The 21,087-nt window shown below is 67.7% G+C and carries 19 protein-coding genes and 1 pseudogene; 10 read left to right on the top strand and 10 right to left on the bottom strand.

All coding sequences use genetic code 11. The features are described 5' to 3' along the window. The first annotated feature begins 11 nt into the window (after positions 1–11). Together A7D27_RS07485 and A7D27_RS07480 are read left to right on the top strand one after the other, a co-directional pair. Positions 12–395, top strand: coding sequence for a hypothetical protein (locus A7D27_RS07485; RefSeq protein ID WP_069564516.1), 384 nt, complete (start codon positions 12–14; stop codon positions 393–395). 93 nt (positions 396–488) lie between these two features. After that, entirely contained in the window at positions 489–1,049 is a 561-nt protein-coding gene (locus A7D27_RS07480; protein WP_069560399.1) for a DUF4124 domain-containing protein, read from the top strand. Between the two features lie 19 nt (positions 1,050–1,068). On the opposite strand, the gene A7D27_RS07475 is transcribed toward A7D27_RS07480, so the two are convergent. Beyond that, a complete protein-coding gene (locus tag A7D27_RS07475; protein WP_069560400.1) occupies positions 1,069–1,872 on the bottom strand; it encodes a helix-turn-helix transcriptional regulator in 804 nt (267 codons plus the stop codon). A gap of 197 nt (positions 1,873–2,069) precedes the next feature. Here A7D27_RS07475 and A7D27_RS07470 point away from each other — a divergent pair, with 197 nt between their 5' ends. After that, complete coding sequence (locus A7D27_RS07470) at positions 2,070–3,434, top strand: APC family permease (RefSeq protein ID WP_069560401.1); 1,365 nt, start codon at positions 2,070–2,072, stop codon at positions 3,432–3,434. A 16-nt stretch (positions 3,435–3,450) separates the two neighbouring features. After that, a complete protein-coding gene (locus A7D27_RS07465; protein WP_069564515.1) occupies positions 3,451–4,545 on the top strand; it encodes a P1 family peptidase in 1,095 nt (364 codons plus the stop codon). Between the two features lie 37 nt (positions 4,546–4,582). Here the strand turns inward: A7D27_RS07465 and A7D27_RS07460 are convergent, their stop codons facing one another. The 8 genes from A7D27_RS07460 to gcl form a co-directional block, all read right to left on the bottom strand. Then, positions 4,583–5,581 (bottom strand): sulfate ABC transporter substrate-binding protein, encoded by a 999-nt coding sequence (locus A7D27_RS07460; RefSeq protein WP_069564514.1) that lies wholly within the window; start codon positions 5,579–5,581, stop codon positions 4,583–4,585. An 82-nt stretch (positions 5,582–5,663) separates the two neighbouring features. Then, positions 5,664–6,287, bottom strand: coding sequence for a hypothetical protein (locus A7D27_RS07455; protein WP_069564567.1), 624 nt, complete (start codon positions 6,285–6,287; stop codon positions 5,664–5,666). A gap of 88 nt (positions 6,288–6,375) precedes the next feature. Next, complete coding sequence (locus tag A7D27_RS07450) at positions 6,376–7,302, bottom strand: urea transporter (protein WP_069564513.1); 927 nt, start codon at positions 7,300–7,302, stop codon at positions 6,376–6,378. Between the two features lie 119 nt (positions 7,303–7,421). Continuing rightward, on the bottom strand, positions 7,422–8,837 hold the full coding sequence (pyk, locus tag A7D27_RS07445; protein WP_069564512.1) for a pyruvate kinase: 1,416 nt from the start codon (positions 8,835–8,837) through the stop codon (positions 7,422–7,424). Then, the gene (locus A7D27_RS07440) at positions 8,827–10,107 is read right to left on the bottom strand and encodes a glycerate kinase (RefSeq protein WP_069564511.1); all 1,281 of its coding nucleotides are present in this window, start codon (positions 10,105–10,107) and stop codon (positions 8,827–8,829) included. The genes pyk and A7D27_RS07440 overlap by 11 nt, the downstream gene beginning before the upstream one ends. A 222-nt stretch (positions 10,108–10,329) precedes the next feature. After that, on the bottom strand, positions 10,330–11,220 hold the full coding sequence (locus A7D27_RS07435; protein ID WP_069564510.1) for a 2-hydroxy-3-oxopropionate reductase: 891 nt from the start codon (positions 11,218–11,220) through the stop codon (positions 10,330–10,332). Positions 11,221–11,236: 16 nt separating this feature from the next. Further along, the gene (hyi, locus tag A7D27_RS07430) at positions 11,237–12,019 is read right to left on the bottom strand and encodes a hydroxypyruvate isomerase (RefSeq protein ID WP_069564509.1); all 783 of its coding nucleotides are present in this window, start codon (positions 12,017–12,019) and stop codon (positions 11,237–11,239) included. Between the two features lie 60 nt (positions 12,020–12,079). Beyond that, entirely contained in the window at positions 12,080–13,855 is a 1,776-nt protein-coding gene (gcl, locus tag A7D27_RS07425) for a glyoxylate carboligase (RefSeq protein WP_069564508.1), read from the bottom strand. Positions 13,856–14,192: 337 nt separating this feature from the next. Between gcl and A7D27_RS07420 the strand changes: the two genes are divergently transcribed. After that, positions 14,193–14,633, top strand: coding sequence for a heme-binding protein (locus A7D27_RS07420; RefSeq protein WP_069564507.1), 441 nt, complete (start codon positions 14,193–14,195; stop codon positions 14,631–14,633). A gap of 133 nt (positions 14,634–14,766) precedes the next feature. Continuing rightward, the gene (locus tag A7D27_RS07415; RefSeq protein ID WP_069564506.1) at positions 14,767–16,203 is read left to right on the top strand and encodes an RtcB family protein; all 1,437 of its coding nucleotides are present in this window, start codon (positions 14,767–14,769) and stop codon (positions 16,201–16,203) included. Positions 16,204–16,210: 7 nt separating this feature from the next. On the opposite strand, the gene A7D27_RS07410 is transcribed toward A7D27_RS07415, so the two are convergent. Beyond that, complete coding sequence (locus A7D27_RS07410; protein WP_069560412.1) at positions 16,211–16,840, bottom strand: TetR/AcrR family transcriptional regulator; 630 nt, start codon at positions 16,838–16,840, stop codon at positions 16,211–16,213. A gap of 221 nt (positions 16,841–17,061) precedes the next feature. Here A7D27_RS07410 and moaA point away from each other — a divergent pair, with 221 nt between their 5' ends. The 4 genes and pseudogenes from moaA (at position 17,062) to A7D27_RS07390 (ending at position 20,955) form a co-directional block, all read left to right on the top strand. Next, positions 17,062–18,057 carry a GTP 3',8-cyclase MoaA gene (gene moaA / locus A7D27_RS07405; protein WP_069560413.1) on the top strand — a complete coding sequence of 332 codons (996 nt, stop codon included), beginning with the start codon at positions 17,062–17,064 and terminating at the stop codon, positions 18,055–18,057. 146 nt (positions 18,058–18,203) lie between these two features. Next, positions 18,204–19,562, top strand: a complete 1,359-nt coding sequence (locus tag A7D27_RS07400) for an 8-oxoguanine deaminase (RefSeq protein ID WP_069564505.1) — start codon at positions 18,204–18,206, stop codon at positions 19,560–19,562. Further along, positions 19,559–20,401 (top strand): annotated as a pseudogene (locus A7D27_RS07395) (hypothetical protein). The gene A7D27_RS07400 and the pseudogene A7D27_RS07395 overlap by 4 nt, the downstream one beginning before the upstream one ends. 104 nt (positions 20,402–20,505) lie before the next feature. Next, entirely contained in the window at positions 20,506–20,955 is a 450-nt protein-coding gene (locus tag A7D27_RS07390; protein ID WP_069564504.1) for a PA2169 family four-helix-bundle protein, read from the top strand. Positions 20,956–21,087 lie beyond the last annotated feature (132 nt).

Here is a 21,087-nt window from a genome sequence, read left to right as displayed (position 1 = left end):
AGCCGGCGGCCATGCACGCGACCCTTCGACTGTCCCTGGCCTGCCTGCTCGTCACCCTGGCCGGCTGCACCCTCCGGCCTTCCGCCCCGGCAGGCCAGCCGCCTGCCCAGGGGCCCGCGGCAACACCGCCGCGCGTCACCCCGGCCCCTGCGCCGACCCCGCGGGTGACCCGCATGAAGACCCACCCCCGCTACGCCCCGCCGCCCGGCGCGGCCTCCTACTGGGACACCACCCTCGGGGTGTACGTGCTGGAAGGGCGGGGCGAGCTCTACTACCGCGAGCGCACCTACTACCGTTGGGATGGCGGCTGGAGCTGGTCCAACGGTGCCTACGGCCCCTGGCAGCCTACCGATGCGTCCGGCGTGCCCGCCGGGTTGGGTCGTCGACATCCGTGATCTGCATCACAAATGACGGTCTTCGGGGTCATGGACAGCATCAGGGCGCTTAGGTAATTTGCTGGCGTTTTGATGTCGCCATGGAGCACATGGATGTACGCTCGCACCTGCCTGGCCTTCCTGGCCCTCGTTCTCTCCCTCTCTTCCAGCGCTGAGGTCTACCAATGGCGCGATGAGCAGGGTCATGTCCATTTCACCGATACGCCCCCGCCAGAGAGTCGTAACGTCCAGGAAGAGAAGCTGCAGGTGAACACCATGCAGAGCCTTGACGACAGCGAGCTGACGTCCTCTTCGCACTCCATCAAGGGGCTGGAACTGGACAGCGAGGAGCTCAACCCTGGCCAGTTGCATCAGAAGGGCGTCATACAGTGCTCCACTGCCATCGCCCGTATGCCTTCGCTGATTCGTGAGGCCCAGCAACTGGGGCGCGAGCGGGTGCGGCAGAAGCGCATCACCCAGGCCCAGCTCGACGAGGCCATGTACAAGTTCGACTCTGCCTACAAGGTGCTCAAGCGCAACGAACGCGCCTGCGTTGCCGACTATGTGAAGGGTGGCAAGGGGCGTATCACCATGGACTGCATGGCCGACACCAAGGACGTGATGGGTTTCGGCCTGTGCATGCAGTTCGCCCAATGGTCAGAGGCTTTCAACTGAGGCCTCGTCCGCACGGGGCCTAGGGGTTCTCCGGGTCGTGCCCCAGGGCCTGGATGAACAGCGAGAACAGCTCCGGCTGGGAGGAGATGTCCAGCTTGGCGTAGAGGTGCCGGCGGTGGACCTTCACCGTGTCCGGCGAGATGGCCAGCCGCTCCGCCATCGCCTTGCTCGAATAGCCCCGCAGGATCAGCCGGGCGATCTCCAGTTCCCGCTCCGACAACACCCCCGCGCCGAACTGGCTGAGGGCATCGCGTACCTGCGAGGCCACCTGGTCCTGGCTGGCCGGGCCACGAGCCTGCAGGCGCTGGCGCCAGTGCTGCTGCATCAGCGCCAGCACCCAGGGTGCCACCAGGGCCGCGAGGCCGCATTCCGCCGCATCGAATCGCTTTTGCATACCCAGCGACAGGGACAGGCTGCCCTCGCCGGGGAGCTGCGCGATGAACTGCACTTCGTCGTCCAGTACGTTGTCGTGGAAGTAGCTGAGGTAGTACTCGCTCTGCCGGAAGTGGTCCGGCGCCACTTCCTCCAGGCGGTAGAAGCCGCTGGGCAGCCCTTCCCGGCACGCCTGGTAGAAGGGGTCGAGCAGGTAGGGGCCGCTGAGGTAGGCCGGCATGGCAGTGGGCGTGCCTTCCGGCTCGGCGTCGTACTCCTCCAGGGGCTGCGGTGCGCCCTGGGCGGGGTAATAGGCCGCCAGCGCATTGTCGAACGGAAGCCACTGGTGCAGCAGCAGGATCAGCTGCTTCCAGAACCGCTCGCCGCCGAGGTGTTCGACGGTGCGGCCCAGGCCGGTATGCAGGCCGACCTCCCTGAACAGGCTGTCCATGCGGTGCTCCAGATCGAAAGAGGGGAGGCCAGCTTGTCCGATCCGCTGCCCCGGCCTCAAGGGGGGTTACGCCAATAGGGTGATTGGCGCACGGCCGGGCCCCGCCCAGAATCGGCCCACCAACGGCGCTGCAAGAAGCGCCACTGCGTACTGCTTGATGTCTGCCTCAATCCCAATAACAACCAGAGGATCAGGATATGAGCGCTTCCACGCCTGCGGGCGGCCGTCTCAAACCCCGTCTCGGCACCGCCGATGTTGTCGCCATCACCGTCTCCGGGGTCACCCCCGCCAGTTCCATCTTCGTGATCGCCCCCTTCGCCATTCAGCAGGCTGGCAGCGGCGCCTTCATGGCCTTCGCCCTGGCCGGCGTGCTGGCCCTGATGTTCGCCTGCTGCTACGCCGAACTGGGCCGCGCCCACCGTTCGGCCGGCGGCGAGTACGTTTATGCCAAACGCATCTTTGGTGGGCTGGCCGGCTACGCCACCTTCCTCACGGTGCTGGCCATGCTGCTGTTCATCCCGCCGGTGCTGGCCACCGGGGCCGCCACCTACCTCAATCGCGCGTTGGGCACGGCGTTCGACAGCCAGACGGTGGCGCTGGCCATCGTCATCGCCAGCTACGCGCTGGGCATTCTCAACATCAAGGTCAACGCCTGGGTCACCGGCCTCTGCCTGTTGCTGGAGGTGGCCGCCCTGCTGGTGATCGTCGGCCTGGGTTTCGGCAACCCCAGCCAGCCGGCCAGCGTGCTGCTGCACCCGCAGATCCTTGATGGCGGCGTGCTCCAGGCGGCGCCCCTGGCACTGGTGCTGGGTGCGGTGGGCACGGCGCTGTTCTCCTACAACGGCTACGGCAGCGCAGTGCTGATGGCCGAAGACATGAGGTGCGGCGGCCGAGGGGTACACAAGGCCGTGCTGTGGTCCCTGGTGCTGGTGGTGGTGATCGAGCTGGTGCCGCTCACGGCATTGATCATCGGTGCGCCCTCGCTGGAGACCCTGATCGCCAGCCCTGATCCCATCGGCTACCTGCTCGCCAGCCTGGGCAACGAGACGCTGTCGCGCTGGGTCAGCGCCGGCATCTTCCTCTCGGTGTTCAACGCCATCGTCGCCATCGTCATCCAGATCGGCCGGGTCATCTTCAGCAGCGGCCGCGATGAACTGTGGATGCCGCCCCTGAACCGCACCTTCACCCGCATCCACCCGCGCTGGGAGTCGCCCTGGCTGGCCACGCTGTTCCTCGCAGTGCCTTCGGCGCTGCTCAGCTTCAGCTCCAACCTGGCCGAACTGACTTCGTTCACGGTGCTGCTGATCGTCCTGGTCTACCTGGTGGTGGGGTTGTGCGGCCTGTTCAGCCGGGTGCTGCGGCGTGACCTTGAACACAGCTACCGCATGCCGTTCTGGCCGCTGCCGGCCCTGTTGGCCGCCGGAGGTGCTGCGGCGCTGCTGGTCAACCTGGGCCTGGCGGCCTCCAGCCGGGACCTGCTCATCATCCTCGGGCTGCTGGCCGTCTCGGTGATCTTCTACTGCACCTATGGCAAGTTCAGCCCGGCCTTCCAGAAGCTTTGAACCACAAGGAGTCGCCATGCGCGCGCGTCAATTGGGAATCCGCATCGGCCTGGGTACGCCCGGCCCGCTCAACGCCATCACCGATGTGCCCGGGGTCCGGGTCGGCCACAGCACACTGGAGGAGGTGCGCGATGGCAAGCCGGTGCGCACCGGGGTGACCCTGGTGCAGCCCCGCGAGGGTTCGGCCCGCCAACAACCCTGCTTCGCCGGCTGCCATGTGCTCAATGGCAACGGTGACGCCACCGGCCTGGAGTGGGTCCGCGAGGCGGGCCTGCTGACCACGCCGCTGGCCATCACCAACACCCATAGCGTCGGCGTGGTGCGCGATGCCCTGGTGGCGGCCGAGCGGGAGCAGGCCGGGCAGGCGGTGTACTGGTGCATGCCGGTGGTGATGGAGACCTACGACGGTCTGCTCAACGACATCTGGGGCCAGCACGTCGGCCCCGAGCAGGTGCGCCAGGCCCTGGCTGAAGCCCGCAGCGGCGCCGTGGAGGAGGGGGCCGTGGGCGGTGGCACCGGGATGATCTGCCACGAGTTCAAGGGCGGGATCGGCACCGCCTCCCGGCAGTTGTCGGCGGAGCAGGGCGGCTGGGCGGTGGGGGCGCTGGTGCAGGCCAACCATGGCGTGCGCCGCGAGCTGCGGGTGGACGGCTACCCGGTGGGGCGTGTGCTGACCGAGATCGAGTCGCCCTTCGCCGAGCGCGACACCCCCGGCATGGGCTCGATCGTGGTGATCATCGCCACCGACGCGCCGCTGCTGCCGCACCAGTGCCAGCGCCTGGCCCAGCGCGCCTCCATCGGCATCGCCCGGACCGGCGGCGGCACCGAGGACTCCAGCGGTGACATCTTTCTGGCCTTCGCCACCGGCAACCGCAACCTGCCGCCGGCGGACTACGCGCGCAAGGATTTGCCGTTCAGCACACCGCTGGCAATGGTCAACAACGACCACATCTCCCCGCTGTTCTCGGCGGCGGCGGAGGCGGTGGAGGAGGCCATCGTCAATGCGTTGCTGGCCGGGCGGGCGATGGTCACGGCGGATGGGCGCCGGGTACCGGCGCTGGAAGGGGATGTGTTGCTGGAGGCGCTGTGCGCCCAGGGTTGGCGCGGCTGAAATGACAGGGCCCGGTGCTTGCCGGGCCCTGTCGGGGTCACTGGGCGGTATAGACCTGGTCGAACACGCCGCCGTCCTGGAAGTGGGTCTTCTGCACGTCACGCCAGTTGCCGAAGGTTTTCTCCACGGAGAAGAAGTCCACCTTCGGGAAGCGGTCGGAGAACTTGGCGAGGATCTCCGGGTTGCGCGGGCGCAGGTAGTTGTTGGCGGCGATGGTCTGGCCCTCGTCGCTCCACAGGTACTTCAGGTAGGCCTCGGCGGTTTCGCGGGTGCCTTTCTTGTCCACCACCTTGTCGACTACGGCCACCGGCGGCTCGGCCTCGGCGGAGACGCCGGGGTAGACCACCTCGAAGCCACCGCGGCCGAATTCACGGGCGATCATCTCGGCTTCGTTCTCGAAGGTCACCAGCACGTCGCCGATCTGGTTCTGCATGAAGGTGGTGGTAGCGGCACGGCCACCGGTATCCAGCACCGGCACATGCTTGAACAGCTGGCCGACGAAGGCCTTGGCCTTCTCTTCATCACCCCCGTTCTTCAGCACGTAGCCCCAGGCGGAAAGGTAGGTGTAGCGGCCGTTGCCGGAGGTCTTGGGGTTGGGCACCACCACCTCGACGCCGTCTTTGACCAGGTCCGGCCAGTCCTTCAGGCCCTTGGGGTTGCCCTTGCGCACGATGAACACGGTGGCGGAGGTGAACGGCGCGCTGTTGTTCGGCAGGCGCTCGGCCCAGTTCTTCGGCACCAGGCCTCCGTTGTCGGCGAGGGCGTCGATGTCGGTGGCCTGGTTCATGGTGATGACGTCAGCCGGCAGGCCATCGATCACGGCGCGGGCCTGCTTGCTGGAGCCGCCGTGGGACATCTGCAGGGTGACGTTCTCGCCCTTTTCCGCTTTCCAGTGCTTCTGGAAGGCCGCGTTGTAGTCCTTGTAGAAGTCGCGCATCACGTCATAGGAGACGTTGAGCAGCGGCGGTGCGGCATGGGCGGCACCGGCCAGGGCGAGACCTGCGGCGAGGAGCGAGGCGGAGAACAGTCGTTTCACTGTGCGTTCCTTCTTGGAGGAGTGAGGAGCGGGACTATAGCGGCTGACTGTATATGCTTTAAAAGACTGAAAAGTAATTTACTTATTCTTTTTCGAGGTTAAGCAGGGCCCGCTGCAGGTTCTGCCGGGCCGGCTGCTCCCAGCGTTCGGCCAGCGGGGCGTTGTGATAGAGCGCCGGGTGCGCCAGGAGCTGCTTCAGGAGCTTGCTGCGCCCGGCCCGGAACAGCGGCTCCGGCACCCAGTGGTACTCCTGGCGGATGGCGGTTTCGTAGGCGTCGTACAGCGGCGGCGGAGCCGCGAGGATGGACAGGTCGAGGTCGACCACCAGCCCGGCGTCGGCGCCTTGCGGCGGTGCCTGGTGGCAGGTGGCGAGAATGAGCGCGCGAACGGCCTCGCCGTGGTGCCCGAGTCCGGCGGCCTCCAGCCAGGCCACTGCCTGCTCGGCGCTGGCGGCTTCGTTGTCCTGGCGGCGGGTGTCATAGACCAGGTCGTGGGTCCAGAGCGCCAGTTCGACGAGGTGCGGGTGCTCGGCCAGGTGCTGCCAGGTGTCGAAGTGCGCCAGGCAGGCCGCGATGTGGGCATCGCTGTGGTAGGCGCGGTCCGGTGCGGAATAGGCCGCCAGCAGGTGCCCGAAGCTATCGGCGGGGGCTGTGGCACCCAGCTGCTGCCAGAGTTGGTTCCAGCGGGTCGGGTCGAGTCGGCTCATGGTGGGCCCGGTTGCGGTGGCAGGGAGGCTCACGATGCCCGGCCGGCGGCCGTCGTGCAATGTTCTGAGCCTCTCTGAGGATGGTATTTCAGAGCCGGCGGGCGCGACGCAGCGCATGGGCGTTGCCGGCAGTGCGCCGGGCGCTGTCCCACAGCAGGCGCCCGCCGGCCAGCACCAGCCAGCAGGCGAGGATGAAGGGTGCGGTCATGGCCGGCAGCCCCAGGGCGGCGAAGCCGGGTTGCAGCAGCAGGCCCAGCCCCACCCCCAGCAGCACCCGGGGCAGGCTGCGCACACCCTGGCCGAGGGCGATGGCGATGAGCACGCCGTTGAGGCCGAACAGCCCGCTCATCACGGCCGTGTGCGGCAGCGCCAGGGCCATGCCCAGCAGCAGCGCCGAGCCGGCGCCCAGCAGGGCCCAGGCCGCCACGCGCCAGTTGGCGAGGGCCAGGGCAGCGAGGACGCAGGCCCCGGCAGCGGGGCTGTCGAGGAAAATCACCTGGCCGAAGCTGCGCAACAGGGCGAGGCCACCGTCCGCCAGGGTCATCTGGGGCCAGGGTGTATCGTCCGGCAGGGGCGGCGGCAGCAGGCCGGCCAGCCAAAGGCTGATCCAGCCCAGCGCCACGAAGGGGCTGGTGTACACCGGCAGGCCCTCATGGCGGCGCGAGGCACGCAGCAGAGGGCGCATCACCAGGCTGGAAAGCCCGGCTGCGGCGATGACGAACAGCGGCAACAGCGCCTCTCCCTCCAGGCGCAACCCGAGCAGCAGGCCCAGCAGGCAGCCGTTGTAGCCGTAGAGGCCGGCGTCGAGGTCGTCAGGGGCTGCGCCCAGGCAGCGGGCGATGAACCAGGCACTCCAGGTACCCAGCACGGCGTAGGGCAGCAGGCTGGGCGCTCCGAGGAAGATGGCGAGCAGCAGCAGGGCGCCGCAGCCCGGATGACGTTGCAGGAATACCTGGCTCACCCCGTTGAGGGGGCCGATGAACCAGCCCCGAACGGTTGGATGTGGGCTTCGCATGGTGGCAGTCGAAAGAACGCGTGGGACGGCTCGTGGGCACGTCAGGCGCGGCTCGCTGCATGGGCGGGCCGCGCCGGGGCTGGGAGGCGGTGGGCCGATACGTGCCGGCCCGCTTCACCTCAGGACAGTTGTTCGATACGCAGCAGGTTGGTGGAGCCGGGCGTGCCGAGGGGGACGCCGGCGGTGATCACCAGGGTGTCTCCCGTGCGGGCCATGTTCTGGCCACGGGCGATCTCCAGGGCGGTGCCGGTGATCTCCTCGACGCGGTGCAGGCGGGCGTTGACCACCGAGTAGACGCCCCAGGCCAGGGTCAGGCGCCGCGCCGTGGCCAGGTTCGGCGTCAGGCTGAGGATCGGCGCCTTGGGCCGCTCGCGGGAGGCGCGCAGACTGGAGGCGCCGGACTCGGTGTAGTTCACCAGCACGGCCACCGGCAGGATGCTGCTGATGCGGCGGATGGCGCAGCTGATGGCATCGGAGGCCGTGGCTTCGGCCTGGGGGCGGGCCACGTCGAGCTGGCTCTGGAAGTCCGGGCCGTTCTCCACCTGGCGGATGATCTTGCTCATCATCTGCACCGTTTCCAGCGGGTAGTCGCCGGAGGCGGTCTCGGCCGACAGCATCACGGTGTCGGCGCCTTCGGCCACGGCGTGGGCCACGTCGGTGACTTCGGCGCGGGTCGGCGCCGGGGAGAAGCGCATGGACTCGAGCATCTGGGTCGCCACCACCACCGGCCGGCCGAGCTGGCGACAGGTGCGGATGATGTCCTTCTGGATGCGCGGCACGTTTTCGGCCGGCACTTCGACCCCCAGGTCGCCACGGGCCACCATGATGGCGTCGCACAGGCGGGCGATGGCCTCCAGGTGCTGCACGGCGGAGGGCTTCTCGATCTTGGCCATCAGCGCGGCGCGGCCCTGGATCAGCTCGCGGGCTTCGACGATGTCCTCGGGGCGCTGGACGAACGACAGCGCCACCCAATCCACACCCAGCTCCAGGCCGAAGTCCAGGTCACGGCGGTCCTTGGCGGTCAGGGGGGAGAGCTGCAGTACCGCCTCGGGCACGTTCACGCCCTTGCGGTCGGACAGCTCGCCGCCGGCGATTACACGGGTTTCCACTGCATCGGCATGCTTGGCGGTCACCTGCAGGCGCAGGCGGCCGTCGTCCAGCAGCAGGCTCATGCCCGGCTCCAGGGCCTGGATGATCTCCGGGTGGGGCAGGTTCACCCGCTGGTTGTCGCCGGGGCTGGCATCGAGGTCGAGGCGGAAGGCCTGGTCGCGCTCCAGTTGGACCTTGCCTTCGGCGAAGCGGCCGACCCGCAGCTTGGGCCCCTGCAGGTCCATGAGGATGCCGATGGGGTGGCCCAACTCGCGCTCCACCTCGCGCACCCACTGGTAGCGCTGGGCGTGGTCGGCGTGCTCGCCGTGGCTGAAGTTCAGGCGGAACAGGTTGACGCCGGCCTTCACCAGGTCGCGGATGTCGTCGATGCCTTTGATCGCCGGCCCGAGGGTGGCGAGGATCTTCACTTTCTTGTCAGGCGTCATGTGCAGGGCTCTCAAGAATCAGAATGGCGCGGAAGTCGTTGACGTTGGTACGGGTCGGGCCGGTCACGATCAGCCCGTCGAGGGCGGCGAAGTAGCCGTAGCCGTCGTTGTCGTCCAGGGCGTCGCGGGAGGACAGGCCGAGCGTCTGGGCGTGGGCGTGGCTCTCTGGGGTCATCAGGGCGCCGGCATTGTCCTCGGAACCGTCGATGCCGTCGGTGTCGCCGGCCAGGGCGTAGATGCCCGGGTGGCCCTTGAGGTCGTGGGCCAGGCTGAGGAGGAACTCGGCGTTGCGCCCGCCACGGCCGTTGCCGCGCACGGTGACGGTGGTCTCGCCGCCGGAGAGGATCACGCACGGCGGCTTGATCGGCTGGCCGTGGCGGGCGATCTGCCGGGCGATGCCGGCGTGGACCTTGGCCACCTCGCGGGATTCGCCCTCCAGGTCGCCGAGGATCAGCGGCGTCAGGCCGGCGGCGCGGACCTTGTCAGCGGCGGCGTCGAGGGATTGCTGGGGCGTGGCAATGAGCTGGAAGTGGCTGCGGGACAGGCACGGGTCACCGGGCTTGACCGTCTCCGAGCGCGGGTCCTGCAGCCAGGCGCGGACGTGGGCGGGCACCTCGATCTGGTAGCGGGCGAGGATGGCCAGGGCGTCGGCGGAGGTGGTCGGGTCGGCCACGGTGGGGCCGGAGGCGATCACCGTGGCTTCGTCACCGGGCACGTCGGAGATGGCGTAGGTGTAGACGGTGGCCGGCCAGCAGGCCTTGGCCAGTCGGCCGCCCTTGATGGCCGAGAGGTGCTTGCGCACGCAGTTCATCTCGGAGATGGAGGCGCCGGACCGGAGCAGGGCCTTGTTGACCTGCTGCTTGTCCTGGAGGGTGAGCCCTTCGGCCGGCAGGGCCAGCAGGGAGGAGCCGCCGCCGGAGAGCAGGAAGATCACCCGGTCCGCTTCGCTGAGGCCGCTGACCAGGTCCAGTACGCGCCGGGCGGTTTCCAGGCCGGCGGCATCCGGCACCGGGTGGGCGGCTTCGACCACTTCGATGCGTCGGCAGTCCGCACCGTGGCCGTAGCGAGTGACCACCAGGCCAGCGATCTCGCCCTGCCATTCGCGCTCGATCACCTCGGCCATGGCGGCGGCGGCCTTGCCGGCACCGATGACGATGACGCGGCCGGAGCGGTCGGTGGGCAGGTGGTCGGCGAGGACCTGGCGGGGATGGGCGGCGGCGATGGCGGTGGCGAACAGGTCGCGCAGCAGGGCTTCGGGATTGAGCGGCATGAGGGGGCTCCAGGGCAGGGCAGTGGTTCGGGGGCTGCCGTCGGCCTGGGGCGTCGGGCGGGCCGATCCCAGTCCCCAGCGGCCGGGGTACGGGGCCGCTCGGGGCTGGTATCGACCACCCTGGCCTCCGGCGCCGTGTCACCTCGGGCCAGGGCAGTCGATTGGGGTTCGCCGAGGATAAACCGTTCCGTGGACCGGCTCATGCACCCGGCGGCAAACGCCTTACTCCTTGCGGATGGAGAAGTTGGCCATGTGCTCCAGGCCCTTGATCAGCGCGGAGTGGTCCCAGCCGCTGCCGCCCAGGGCGGCGCAGGTGCTGAACACCTGCTGGGCGTTGGCGGTGTTGGGCAGGTTGAGGCCCAGTTCGCGGGCGCCGGAGAGGGCCAGGTTGAGGTCCTTCTGGTGCAGGTTGATGCGGAAGCCCGGGTCGAAGGTGCCCTTGATCATGCGTTCGCCGTGCACTTCGAGGATCTTCGAGCCGGCGAAGCCGCCCATCAGCGCCTCACGCACCTTGGCCGGGTCGGCACCGTTGCGGGCGGCGAACAGGAGGGCTTCGGCAACGGCCTGGATGTTCAGCGCGACGATGATCTGGTTGGCCACCTTGGCGGTCTGGCCGTCACCGCTGCCGCCGACGCGGGTGATGTTCTTGCCCATGGCCTGGAACAGCGGCAGGGCGCGTTCGAAGGCATTCGGGCAGCCGCCGACCATGATGCTCAGGGTCGCGGCCTTGGCGCCGACTTCACCGCCGGAGACGGGGGCGTCGAGGTAGGTGGCGCCGGTGGCCTTGATCTTCTCGGCGAAGGCCTTGGTGGCGGTGGGGGAGATGGAGCTCATGTCGATCACCACCTTGTTCGGGCCCACGCCTTCGGCGATGCCGTCCTTGCGGAACAGCACGTCTTCGACCTGCGGGGTGTCCGGCACCATGACGATGATGAACTCGGCTTCCTGGGCCACTTCGCGCGGGTTGGCCAGGGCGATGGCGCCGGCCTCGACGAGGGCGGCAGGGGCCTTGTCATGGTGGTTGGAGAGGAACAGTTGGTGGCCGGCTTTCTGCAGGTTCTGCGCCATGGGCAGGCCCATGATGCCGGTGCCGATGAATCCGATCTTGGCCATGTGGAATACCTCGTTATTAGATGGCGTTGTGGGTTTTCAGCCAGCCCAGGCCGGCGGCGGTCGTGGTGGCGGGCTTGTACTCGCAGCCGATCCAGCCCTGGTAGCCGATGCGGTCGAGGTGCTGGAAGAGGAAGCGGTAGTTGATCTCGCCGGTGCCCGGTTCGTGGCGGCCGGGGTTGTCGGCCAACTGCACGTGGTGGATGGCGGGGAGGTTGCGTTCGAGGGTACGGGCCAGGTCTCCCTCCATGATTTGCATGTGGTAGATGTCGTACTGCAGGAACAGGTTGGGGCTGCCCACCTTCTCGCGGACATCCAGCGCCTGGCGGGTGGTCTGCAGGTAGAAGCCGGGGATGTCGAGGGTGTTGATCATCTCCATCACCAGCGTGATGCCGGCGGCTTCGAGGCGCTCGGCGGCGTATTCGAGGTTGTTGAGGAAGGTGTTCTCGATCACCTCGCAGCTGTGGCCCTGCGGGCGGATGCCGGCCAGGCAGTTGACCTGTTTGTTGCCCAGGACCTTGGCGTAGGCGATGGCCTTGTCGACGCCGGCGCGGAACTCCTCGACGCGATCGGGGTGGCAGGCGATGCCGCGCTCACCCTTGGCCCAGTCGCCGGCGGGCAGGTTGAACAGCACCTGCTCCAGGCCGTTGGCGTCCAGGCGGGCCTTGAGCTCCTCGGCCGGGTAGTCATAGGGGAAGAGGTACTCGACGCCGCTGAAGCCGGCTTCGGCGGCGGCGGCGAAACGGTCCAGGAAGTCCACTTCGGTGAACAGCATGGACAGGTTGGCAGCGAAACGGGGCATGAAGATTCTCCTTGGTAGACGCCCCTCGCCCGCCACGAACGGGAGAGGGGATGTGGCTCGTCAGTCCAGCAGCGAGATGGCGGTGGGGGCGTCGGCGCCGCTCAGGGCCAGCTCTTCGAACTCGTTGACGGCATTGATCTCGGTGCCCATGGAGATGTTGGTGACACGCTCCAGGATGACCTCCACCACCACCGGTACGCGGAACTCCGCCATCAGCTTGCGGGCCTGGGCGAAGGCGGCCTGCAGGTCGTTGGCGTCGAACACGCGGATGGCCTTGCAGCCCAGGCCCTCGACCACCGCGACGTGGTCCACGCCGTAGCCGTTCAGCTCCGGTGCGTTGACGTTCTCGAAGGACAGTTGCACGCAGTAGTCGATCTCGAAGCCACGCTGCGCCTGGCGGATCAGGCCCAGGTAGGAGTTGTTCACCAGCACGTGGATGTAGGGCAGGTTGAACTGCGCGCCGGCGGCCAGTTCCTCGATCATGAACTGGAAGTCGTAGTCGCCGGAGAGGGCGACCACCTGGCGCTGCGGATCGGCCTTGACCACGCCGAGGGCGGCGGGGATGGTCCAGCCCAGCGGGCCGGCCTGGCCGCAGTTGATCCAGTGGCGTGGCTTGTAGACGTGCAGGAACTGCGCGCCGGCGATCTGCGACAGGCCGATGGTGCTGACGTAGCAGGTGTCCTTGCCGAAGAACTCGTTCATCTCCTCGTACACGCGCTGGGGTTTCACCGGCACGTTGTCGAAGTGGGTCTTGCGCAGCAGGGTGCGCTTGCGCTCGCGGCAGGATTCGACCCAGGCGCTGCGGTCCTTCAGCTTGCCGGCGGCCTTCCATTCGCGGGCGACTTCGAGGAAGACGTCCAGGGCGGCTGCGGCGTCGGAGACGATGCCCAGGTCGGGAGTGAACACGCGGCCGATCTGGGTCGGTTCGATGTCCACGTGGATGAAGCGGCGGCCCTGGGTGTAGACGTCCACGGAGCCGGTGTGGCGGTTGGCCCAGCGGTTGCCGATGCCGAACACCAGGTCGGACTCCAGCAGGGTGGCGTTGCCGTAGCGGTGGGAGGTCTGCAGGCCGCACATGCCGGCCATCAGCGGGTGGTCGTCGGGGATGGTGCCCCAGCCCATCAGGGTCGGGATGACCGGCACGCCGGTCAGCTCGGCGAACTCCACCAGGCGCTCGGAGGCGTCGGCGTTGATGATGCCGCCACCGGCCACCAGCACCGGACGCTCGGCGTCGTTGAGCATCGCCAGGGCCTTCTCGGCCTGGATGCGGCTGGCGCTGGGCTTGTTCACGGCCAGCGGCTGGTAGGCCTCGATGTCGAATTCGATCTCGGCCATCTGCACGTCGAACGGCAGGTCGATCAGCACCGGGCCGGGGCGACCGCTGCGCATTTCGAAGAAGGCCTTCTGGAAGGCGTAGGGCACCTGGCCCGGCTCGAGGACGGTGGTCGCCCACTTGGTCACCGGCTTGACGATGCTGGTGATGTCGACGGCCTGGAAGTCTTCCTTGTGCAGACGGGCGCGAGGTGCCTGGCCGGTGATGCAGAGGATCGGGATGGAGTCGGCGGAGGCGGAGTACAGGCCGGTGACCATGTCTGTGCCTGCCGGGCCGGAGGTGCCGATGCACACGCCGATGTTGCCCGGGTTGGTGCGGGTGTAACCCTCGGCCATGTGGGAGGCGCCTTCGACATGGCGGGCCAGTACATGGTCAACGCCGCCGATCTTGTTCAGGGCGGCGTACAGCGGGTTGATCGCGGCGCCGGGTACGCCGAACGCAGTGTCGACGCCTTCACGGCGCATCACCAGAACGGCAGCCTCGATTGCTCTCATTTTGGCCATGTTTTGTGCCTCGTTTATTGTGAAAATTGTATACAAGTATTGTTGGCTGATTCTATTCAGCCGTTCGAGAGCGGGTCAAGAAGATTTCCAGGGGAGATGGCTGAAGGGTGCGCTTTCTTTAAAACGCCCGTTTGATGCGGGGTTCAGGCTGGTGATCAGCTACCGCTCATCTTGTTTGTATACAAAAAATGCATTCATTGTATTTTTGTGTTGATTTTTTTGTATTGCCTGATTTACTCCGGCGAATGCCTCCAGCAGCGCCTGACGAGTAGGGCCTGATGCCCCTTGGGTGCGCTTCGGAGCGACCGGACCATCATCTGACCGAGGAAGCCTCGCCATGAGCACCCTGTCCCTGGAAACCGCCATGAGCATCACCCTCCACGCGCTGGAGGCCGGTCGCGCCCTGCGTGCCGCGCCGCTGACCATTGCCGTGCTCGACGCCGGCGGACACCTGATCGCCCTGCAGCGTGAGGACGGTGCCAGCATGCTTCGACCGCAGATTGCCATTGGCAAGGCCTGGGGCGCGGTGGCCCTGGGCAAGGGCTCCCGGCTGATCGCTGCGGACGCCCAGCAGCGCCCGGCTTTCATCGGTGCTGTCAACCACCTGGCCGACGGCAACCTGGTGCCAGCTCCGGGGGGCGTGCTGATCCGCGACCCGGCGGGGGAGGTGATCGGGGCGGTGGGCATCAGCGGCGACACCTCCGACATCGACGAGCAGTGCGCCGTCTCGGGCGTGGAGGCGGTCGGGCTGAGGGCCGACGCCGGCGTGCCGGCCTGACTTCCGGCGCGCCGGGGCTTGCGGCAACGTCGTCGCAAGCCTAGGATGCGCGCCGTCCCTTCTGCTGCTGACGGACATGCTGCATCGCCCTGATCGGGCGGTGCCTGTTTTCGTCCATCGAAAAAGCAGCGTCATGAACAAGACCCCTTTCAAGCGGATCCAGCAGAAGCTGGCCCGCAGCGGCGTGGCCATCAGCCGCGTCAACGGCAATACCCTTTCGATCGCTTCCCTGAACCGCGCCGGCCTCGACGCGCGCATCCTGCTGCCCGAATCCCTGCCCATCGAGGAAAAGGCGGTGCAGCAACTGCTCGATTTCGCAGGCGTCCGCCACCCGCTGGGTGGCGAGGTGCGTTGTGCCTGTGCAACGCCGGACTTCCATGCCGGCACCAGCATCCCGGTTGGTGCGGTGATCGTCACCAGCCCGGACATGGTGATCCCGCAGAGCATCGGCACCGACATCAACTGCGGCATGCGCCTGCACCGGCTGGGCCTCGACTACGAGCGCTTCCTGTCACGCAAGGCCGATTGGGTGGAGCGCGTCCGCGGCGACCTGCTGGACGGCACCCGCAACATTCCCACGGCGCCGGGCGACATGACGGCGCTGTTCGCCGGCGGGCTGGGTGACTTCTGGGCGTCGCTGCGCCAGCGGGGCGAGCGCGAGGGGCTGTTCGGACACCTCGACTACGCCCAGGTGATGGCGGAGCTGGCGCAGTTGCACCCGTCGTCGTTCGAGCGCGGCGAAGCCCGCCATGCGCCCGCCGCCCTGCAGGACCCGGCCCGCCCGCGCTTGCGCGATCCGGGCCTGGGCACGGTGGGTGGCGGCAACCACTTCGTCGAGGTGCAGGTAGTGACCGAACTGGTGGACCGCCGTGCCTGCTTCGAGCGCGGCCTGTCGGTGGGGCAGGTTGTGCTGATGATCCACACCGGCTCCCGCGACGTGGGTTTCCATGTCGGGCGGCGCTGGATGGACAAGGCTCGCGAGCTGTGGCCGAAGGGCATCCGCCACCCCGGGTCGCGGGTGTTCGCCCTGCTCGGGCCCATGGCCGACGAGTACCTGGCGGCGATGCATGCGGCCGCCCATTACGCCGATGCCAATCGCGCGCTGATCGCCGAGATAGTGCGCCAGCGCACCCGCGAGGTGTTCGGCGCGGACATCGAGGCGCCGCTGCTGGTGGACGTGCCGCATAACATCGTGCTGCGGGAGTCGGTGGGCAACGTCCATCGCAAGGGCGCGACGCCAGCCTATGCCGGGCAGGACCTGCTGATTCCCGGCAGCATGGGGCATGACTCCTACCTGCTCAGGGGGCTGGGCAATGCGCAGTGGCTGCGTTCGGCCAGCCACGGGGCGGGGCGTTCGATGTCCCGCAGCGAGGTCCGCCTGCAGGCGCGTCGCGCACCGGATGGGCTGGGGTTGGACCGGGTGCAGTGCATCACCCGGCGCGAGGAGCGGCTGATCGAGGAGGCACCCGGTGCCTACAAGGAGATCGGCGAGGTGGTGCGTGCTCAGGTGGAGGAGGAGACGGTGGCGGTGATCGCCCGCTTCAGCCCCATCCTCACCTTCAAGGCGTGAGGGTTGGTCAGGCGCTCTGCCGCTCGGGCGCCGGCTTTACGTCGCAACCATTGAGCACCAGGCGGATGATGGTGTCGGCAGCGGCGTCGTAGTCGGCGTCGCTGAGGCTGGCCTTGCCGGTGACGACGGAGATCTGCCAGTCGAAGTCGGCGTAGGTCTGGGTCGCGGCCCAGATGCTGAACATCAGGTGGTTGGGATCGACGGGGGCCATCAGGCCCTGGTCGATCCAGCCCTGGATGCAGGCGATGTTGTGGCGGGCCTGCTCGTTGAGTTGCGCGGTGCGTTCGGCGGACAGGTGCGGTGCGCCGTGCATGATCTCGCTGGCGAACACCTTGGAGGCGTGGGGCAGGTCACGGGAGATGCGGATCTTGGAGCGGATGTAGGCCCGCAGGACCTGGTCCGGGTGGCCGCCTTCGTTGAAGGGGTGGGAGGCTGCCAGCAGGGGCTCGACGATGCTCTCGAGCACTTCCCGGTAGAGGTTTTCCTTGGACTTGAAGTAGTAGTAGACGTTGGGCTTGGGCAAGCCTGCCTTGGCGGCGATGTCACTGGTCTTGGTCGCGGCGAATCCCTTGTCGGCGAACTCCTCGCTGGCCGCGCTCAGGATCAGCTCTCTATTGCGCTCGCGAATACTGCTCACATCTGCTCCTTGGTTCACTCGCCGAGGGCCCTCACGGTCGGCTGGCGAGCGGGCGGGCATGGTAGCACCGGCTTTCCCGCGCTCTCAAGCAAGCTACGGGCAGCCTTTTGGCGGGTTCCGCCCTCGCATTCCTGTATACAAAAAGTGTTTTTTCTGCTCTTATCTGCCGATCCGTCCATGCCGCCGGGTCCCGACCGGCGCGTGCTGCGGCAGGCTTCAAGATGTCAGACCACACCTTGCGCGACCCCTTCGGTCGCTCCATCACCTACCTGCGTCTTTCGGTCACCGACCGGTGCGATTTCCGTTGCACCTACTGCATGAGCGAAGACATGGTCTTCGCGCCGCGCGCTCAGATCCTCAGCCTCGAAGAGCTGTACACCGTCGCCGATGCCTTCATTGGCCTGGGTGTGAAGCGCATCCGCGTCACTGGCGGCGAGCCGCTGGTGCGCAAGGGCCTCACCGGGTTGCTTGGCCGCCTGGGCCAGCGTCGCGAGCTCGACGACCTGGCCATCACCACCAACGGTTCGCAGTTGGCGCACATGGCCGCCGACCTGCGCGGTGCCGGCGTCACTCGGCTGAACGTGAGCCTCGATTCCCTGCGGCGCGAACGCTTTGCCGCCTTTACCCGGCGTGATCGGCTCGACCAGGTGCTGGCGGGCATCGATGCGGCGCGTGTGGCCGGCTTCCGGCGCATCAAGCTCAACAGCGTGGTGCAGAAGGGCCGCAACGATGACGAGGTGGAGGACCTGGTGGCCTTCGCCGTCGAGCGCGGCCTGGACATCAGCTTCATCGAGGAGATGCCCCTGGGCAGCATCTCCAGCCATGAGCGCAAGGTCACCTTGTGCACCTCGGACGAGGTGCGCGAGCGGGTGGCGCAACGTTTCGAGCTGCTGCCCAGCAGCCACCGCACCGGCGGCCCGTCGCGCTACTACCAGGTGGTCGGCAGCGACACCCACGTCGGCTTCATCTCACCCCACAGCCGCAACTTCTGCGGTGATTGCAACCGGGTGCGGGTCACCGCCGAGGGCAAGCTGGTGCTGTGCCTGGGCAGTGACGGCGCGCTCGACCTGAAGGCATTGATCCGTCGCCACCCCGGCGATTCGGACAGGCTGCGCTCGGCTCTGGTGGAGGCGCTCCGGCTCAAGCCGGAACGGCACCACTTCGAAGCCGACCAGCAAGTGCAGGTGGTCCGCTTCATGAACGCCACCGGCGGCTGATCGAGACGCCGGACCGCTTTCCGCATTCCCCCTGAACCGCTGAGTGCCCTGTCGGGCGCTGGGTTGGGCTGCGGCCGGCCTTTCGATTCGCCGACTGACCATTCCCTGAACAACAAGATCGCCCACGAGGGCGGAGGAGAGTACGCATGGGCAAGACATTGCTGGTGAAGAACGCTGACCTGCTGGTCACCATGGACGGCGAGCGCCGCGAGATCCGGCAGGGCGGCCTGTTCATCGAGGACAACGTCATCCGCCAGGTGGGACCGAGCGCCGAACTGCCCCAGAGCGCCGACGAGGTGCTGGACATGACCGGCAAGGTGGTGATCCCCGGCTTGGTCAACACCCACCACCACATGTACCAGAGCCTCACCCGTGTGGTGCCCGCTGCCCAGGATGGCGAGCTGTTCAACTGGCTGACCAACCTCTACCCCATCTGGGCGCGGCTGACGCCGGAGATGATCGGGGTGTCCACCCAGACGGCCATGGCCGAGCTGATCCTCTCCGGCTGCACCACTTCCAGCGACCACCTCTACATCTACCCCAATGGCTGCAAGCTGGATGACAGCATCCACGCCGCCCGCGAGATCGGCATGCGCTTCCACGCCGCCCGCGGCAGCATGAGCGTCGGTCGCAGCCAGGGCGGTCTGCCGCCGGATTCGGTGGTGGAGAAGGAGGCGGACATCCTCAAGGAGTCCCAGCGCCTGATCGAGGACTACCACGACGCTTCCCACGGTTCGATGCTGCGGGTCGTGGTGGCGCCGTGCTCGCCGTTCTCGGTGAGCCGCAACCTGATGCGCGAGGCCGCCGTGCTGGCCCGCCAGTACGGTGTCTCCCTGCACACGCACCTGGCAGAGAACGTCAACGACATCGCTTACAGCCGCGAGAAGTTCGGCATGACCCCCGCCGAGTACGCCGAGGACCTGGGCTGGGTCGGCCATGACGTGTGGCACGCCCACTGCGTGCAACTGGACCAGCATGGCATCGACCTGTTCGCCCGCACCGGTACCGGTGTCGCCCATTGCCCATGCTCGAACATGCGCCTGGCCTCGGGCATCGCACCGATCCGCCGCATGCGTGATGCGGGCGTGCCGGTGGGCCTCGGTGTGGACGGCTCGGCCTCCAACGACGGCGCCAGCATGATCGGCGAGGTGCGCCAGGCGCTGCTGCTGCAGCGGGTCGGCTTCGGTCCGGACGCCATGACCGCCCGCGAGGCGCTGGAAATCGCCACCCTGGGCGGTGCCAAGGTGCTCAACCGCGATGACATCGGTGCCCTGGCACCGGGCATGGCGGCAGACTTCGTGGCCTTCGACCTGGGGCACGTGGCTTATGCCGGGGCCCATCACGACCCGCTGGCTGCGTTGGTCTTCTGCACGCCGACCCAGGTCTCCACCAGCGTGATCAACGGTCGGGTGGTGGTGCGGGATGGCCAGTTGCTGACGGTCGACCTGCCCGTGGTGCTTGAGCGCCACAACCGCCTGGCCCGCCAGTTGGTGACCGGTGAATGAGGCGCCGCAGGTCGATTCCCGGCAGGCTCGCTGGTGCGGGCTTGCTGGTGGGCTTGCTGCCGCTGGCGGTGCAGGCCCAGGGCTATGTGGTGGGTGTCGAGAACCTGGCCTTCCAGCCTCACTACCAGCTCGATGAGAGCGGGCAGTACCGCGGCTTCGGCCGCGACCTGCTGGACCTGTTCGCCCGCAGCGAGGGCCTGCAGCTGGAGTACCGGCCATTACCGGTCAACGAGCTGGCGCAGCGGGCGGCGGCGGGGGATGTGGACCTGCGCTACCCGGACAACCCCGAGTGGGCCGGTGCGGCGGCGCCCGGGTATGCACCCACCTAAAGTGCGCCGGTGGTGGCCTACGTGGATGGCGTGCTGGTGGACCCGCGACATGCTGGCCAGGGGCTCGACGGCATTCGCCGGCTGGCCCTGGTGAAGGGCTGGACGCCCCGGGGCTACCAGTCGCGCATCGAGGCGGGGCAGGTCCAGCCGGTTGAGGCCCGTGACTTGCGGCAGATGATCAACCAGACCCTGCGGCGGGATACGGATGGTGCCTACTTCAATGTGGTGGTCGCCACCTATTACCTGGACAACGTCCGGGCCCGCCCGGGTGCGCTGGTGTTCGACCCTTCGCTGCCCCACACCCGCAGCCATTTCTACCTGTCGTCCGTACGCCACCCCGAACTGGTGCAGCGCTTCGATCGCTTCCTGGGCGAACACGCACAGGAGGTGGCGGCATTGAAGGCTCGCTATCGCGTGGAGGCCAACCTGGATTCGGCCTACATGGGCATGGAGCAGTGGAAGGTGGACTTCCTCGAACGGCAGAAGCGCAAGGAGGCGCAAGGGCAGTAACGCCGGTGGGCGAAAAGCTTGAACCGTCCCTTGGTTCGCCCGGTCCACCATCAGGAAGGCCGGGCGACCACCGGCCGCCCGTCAACCGGAAAGAGGACTGCACGATGAACAACGAGCACGCCATTGATGCGCTGAACGAACTGATCGAAATCAGCAAGGACGGTGAGAAAGGCTTCCTCGAATGCGCCGAGCACGTAAAGACCCCGCAGCTCAAGGCCACCCTGACCGAGCGCTCGCGGGAGTGCGGCCGTGCCGCCGCCGAGCTGCAACAGATGGTGCGCAGCCTGGGGGGCGAGCCCGAGTCATCCTCCAGCGTGGCGGGTGCCCTGCATCGCCGCTGGGTGGACCTCAAGGCGCTGGTGACCGGCAAGAGCGAGGAGGCCATCCTCAACGAGTGCGAGCGTGGCGAGGATGTGGCGCTCAAGCATTACCGCGAGGCGCTGGGCAAGGAGCTGCCGACCGAGGCACGCACTTTGGTCGAGCGGCAGCTGCTGGGCGTCCAGCGCAACCATGACCAGATCAAGGCGCTGCGCAACCTGGCTCGCGCCAGCTGATCGAAGCGGTTTCAAGCGAGGGGACGGCGCGCAGGCGTCGTCCCCTTTTTCATGGCGCGATCAGAAGTGCACTTTGACCAGCAGGCTGGCGGTGTTCTGGTCGGTGCCGCCGAGGATCGTGTCACCCAGGAA

The sequence above is a fragment of the Pseudomonas sp. 1D4 genome (genome assembly GCF_001728925.1).
Taxonomy (GTDB): domain Bacteria; phylum Pseudomonadota; class Gammaproteobacteria; order Pseudomonadales; family Pseudomonadaceae; genus Metapseudomonas; species Metapseudomonas otitidis.
The sequence above is the reverse complement of the archived record's forward strand: the minus strand, read 5'-3'. Positions and strand labels throughout refer to the sequence as shown.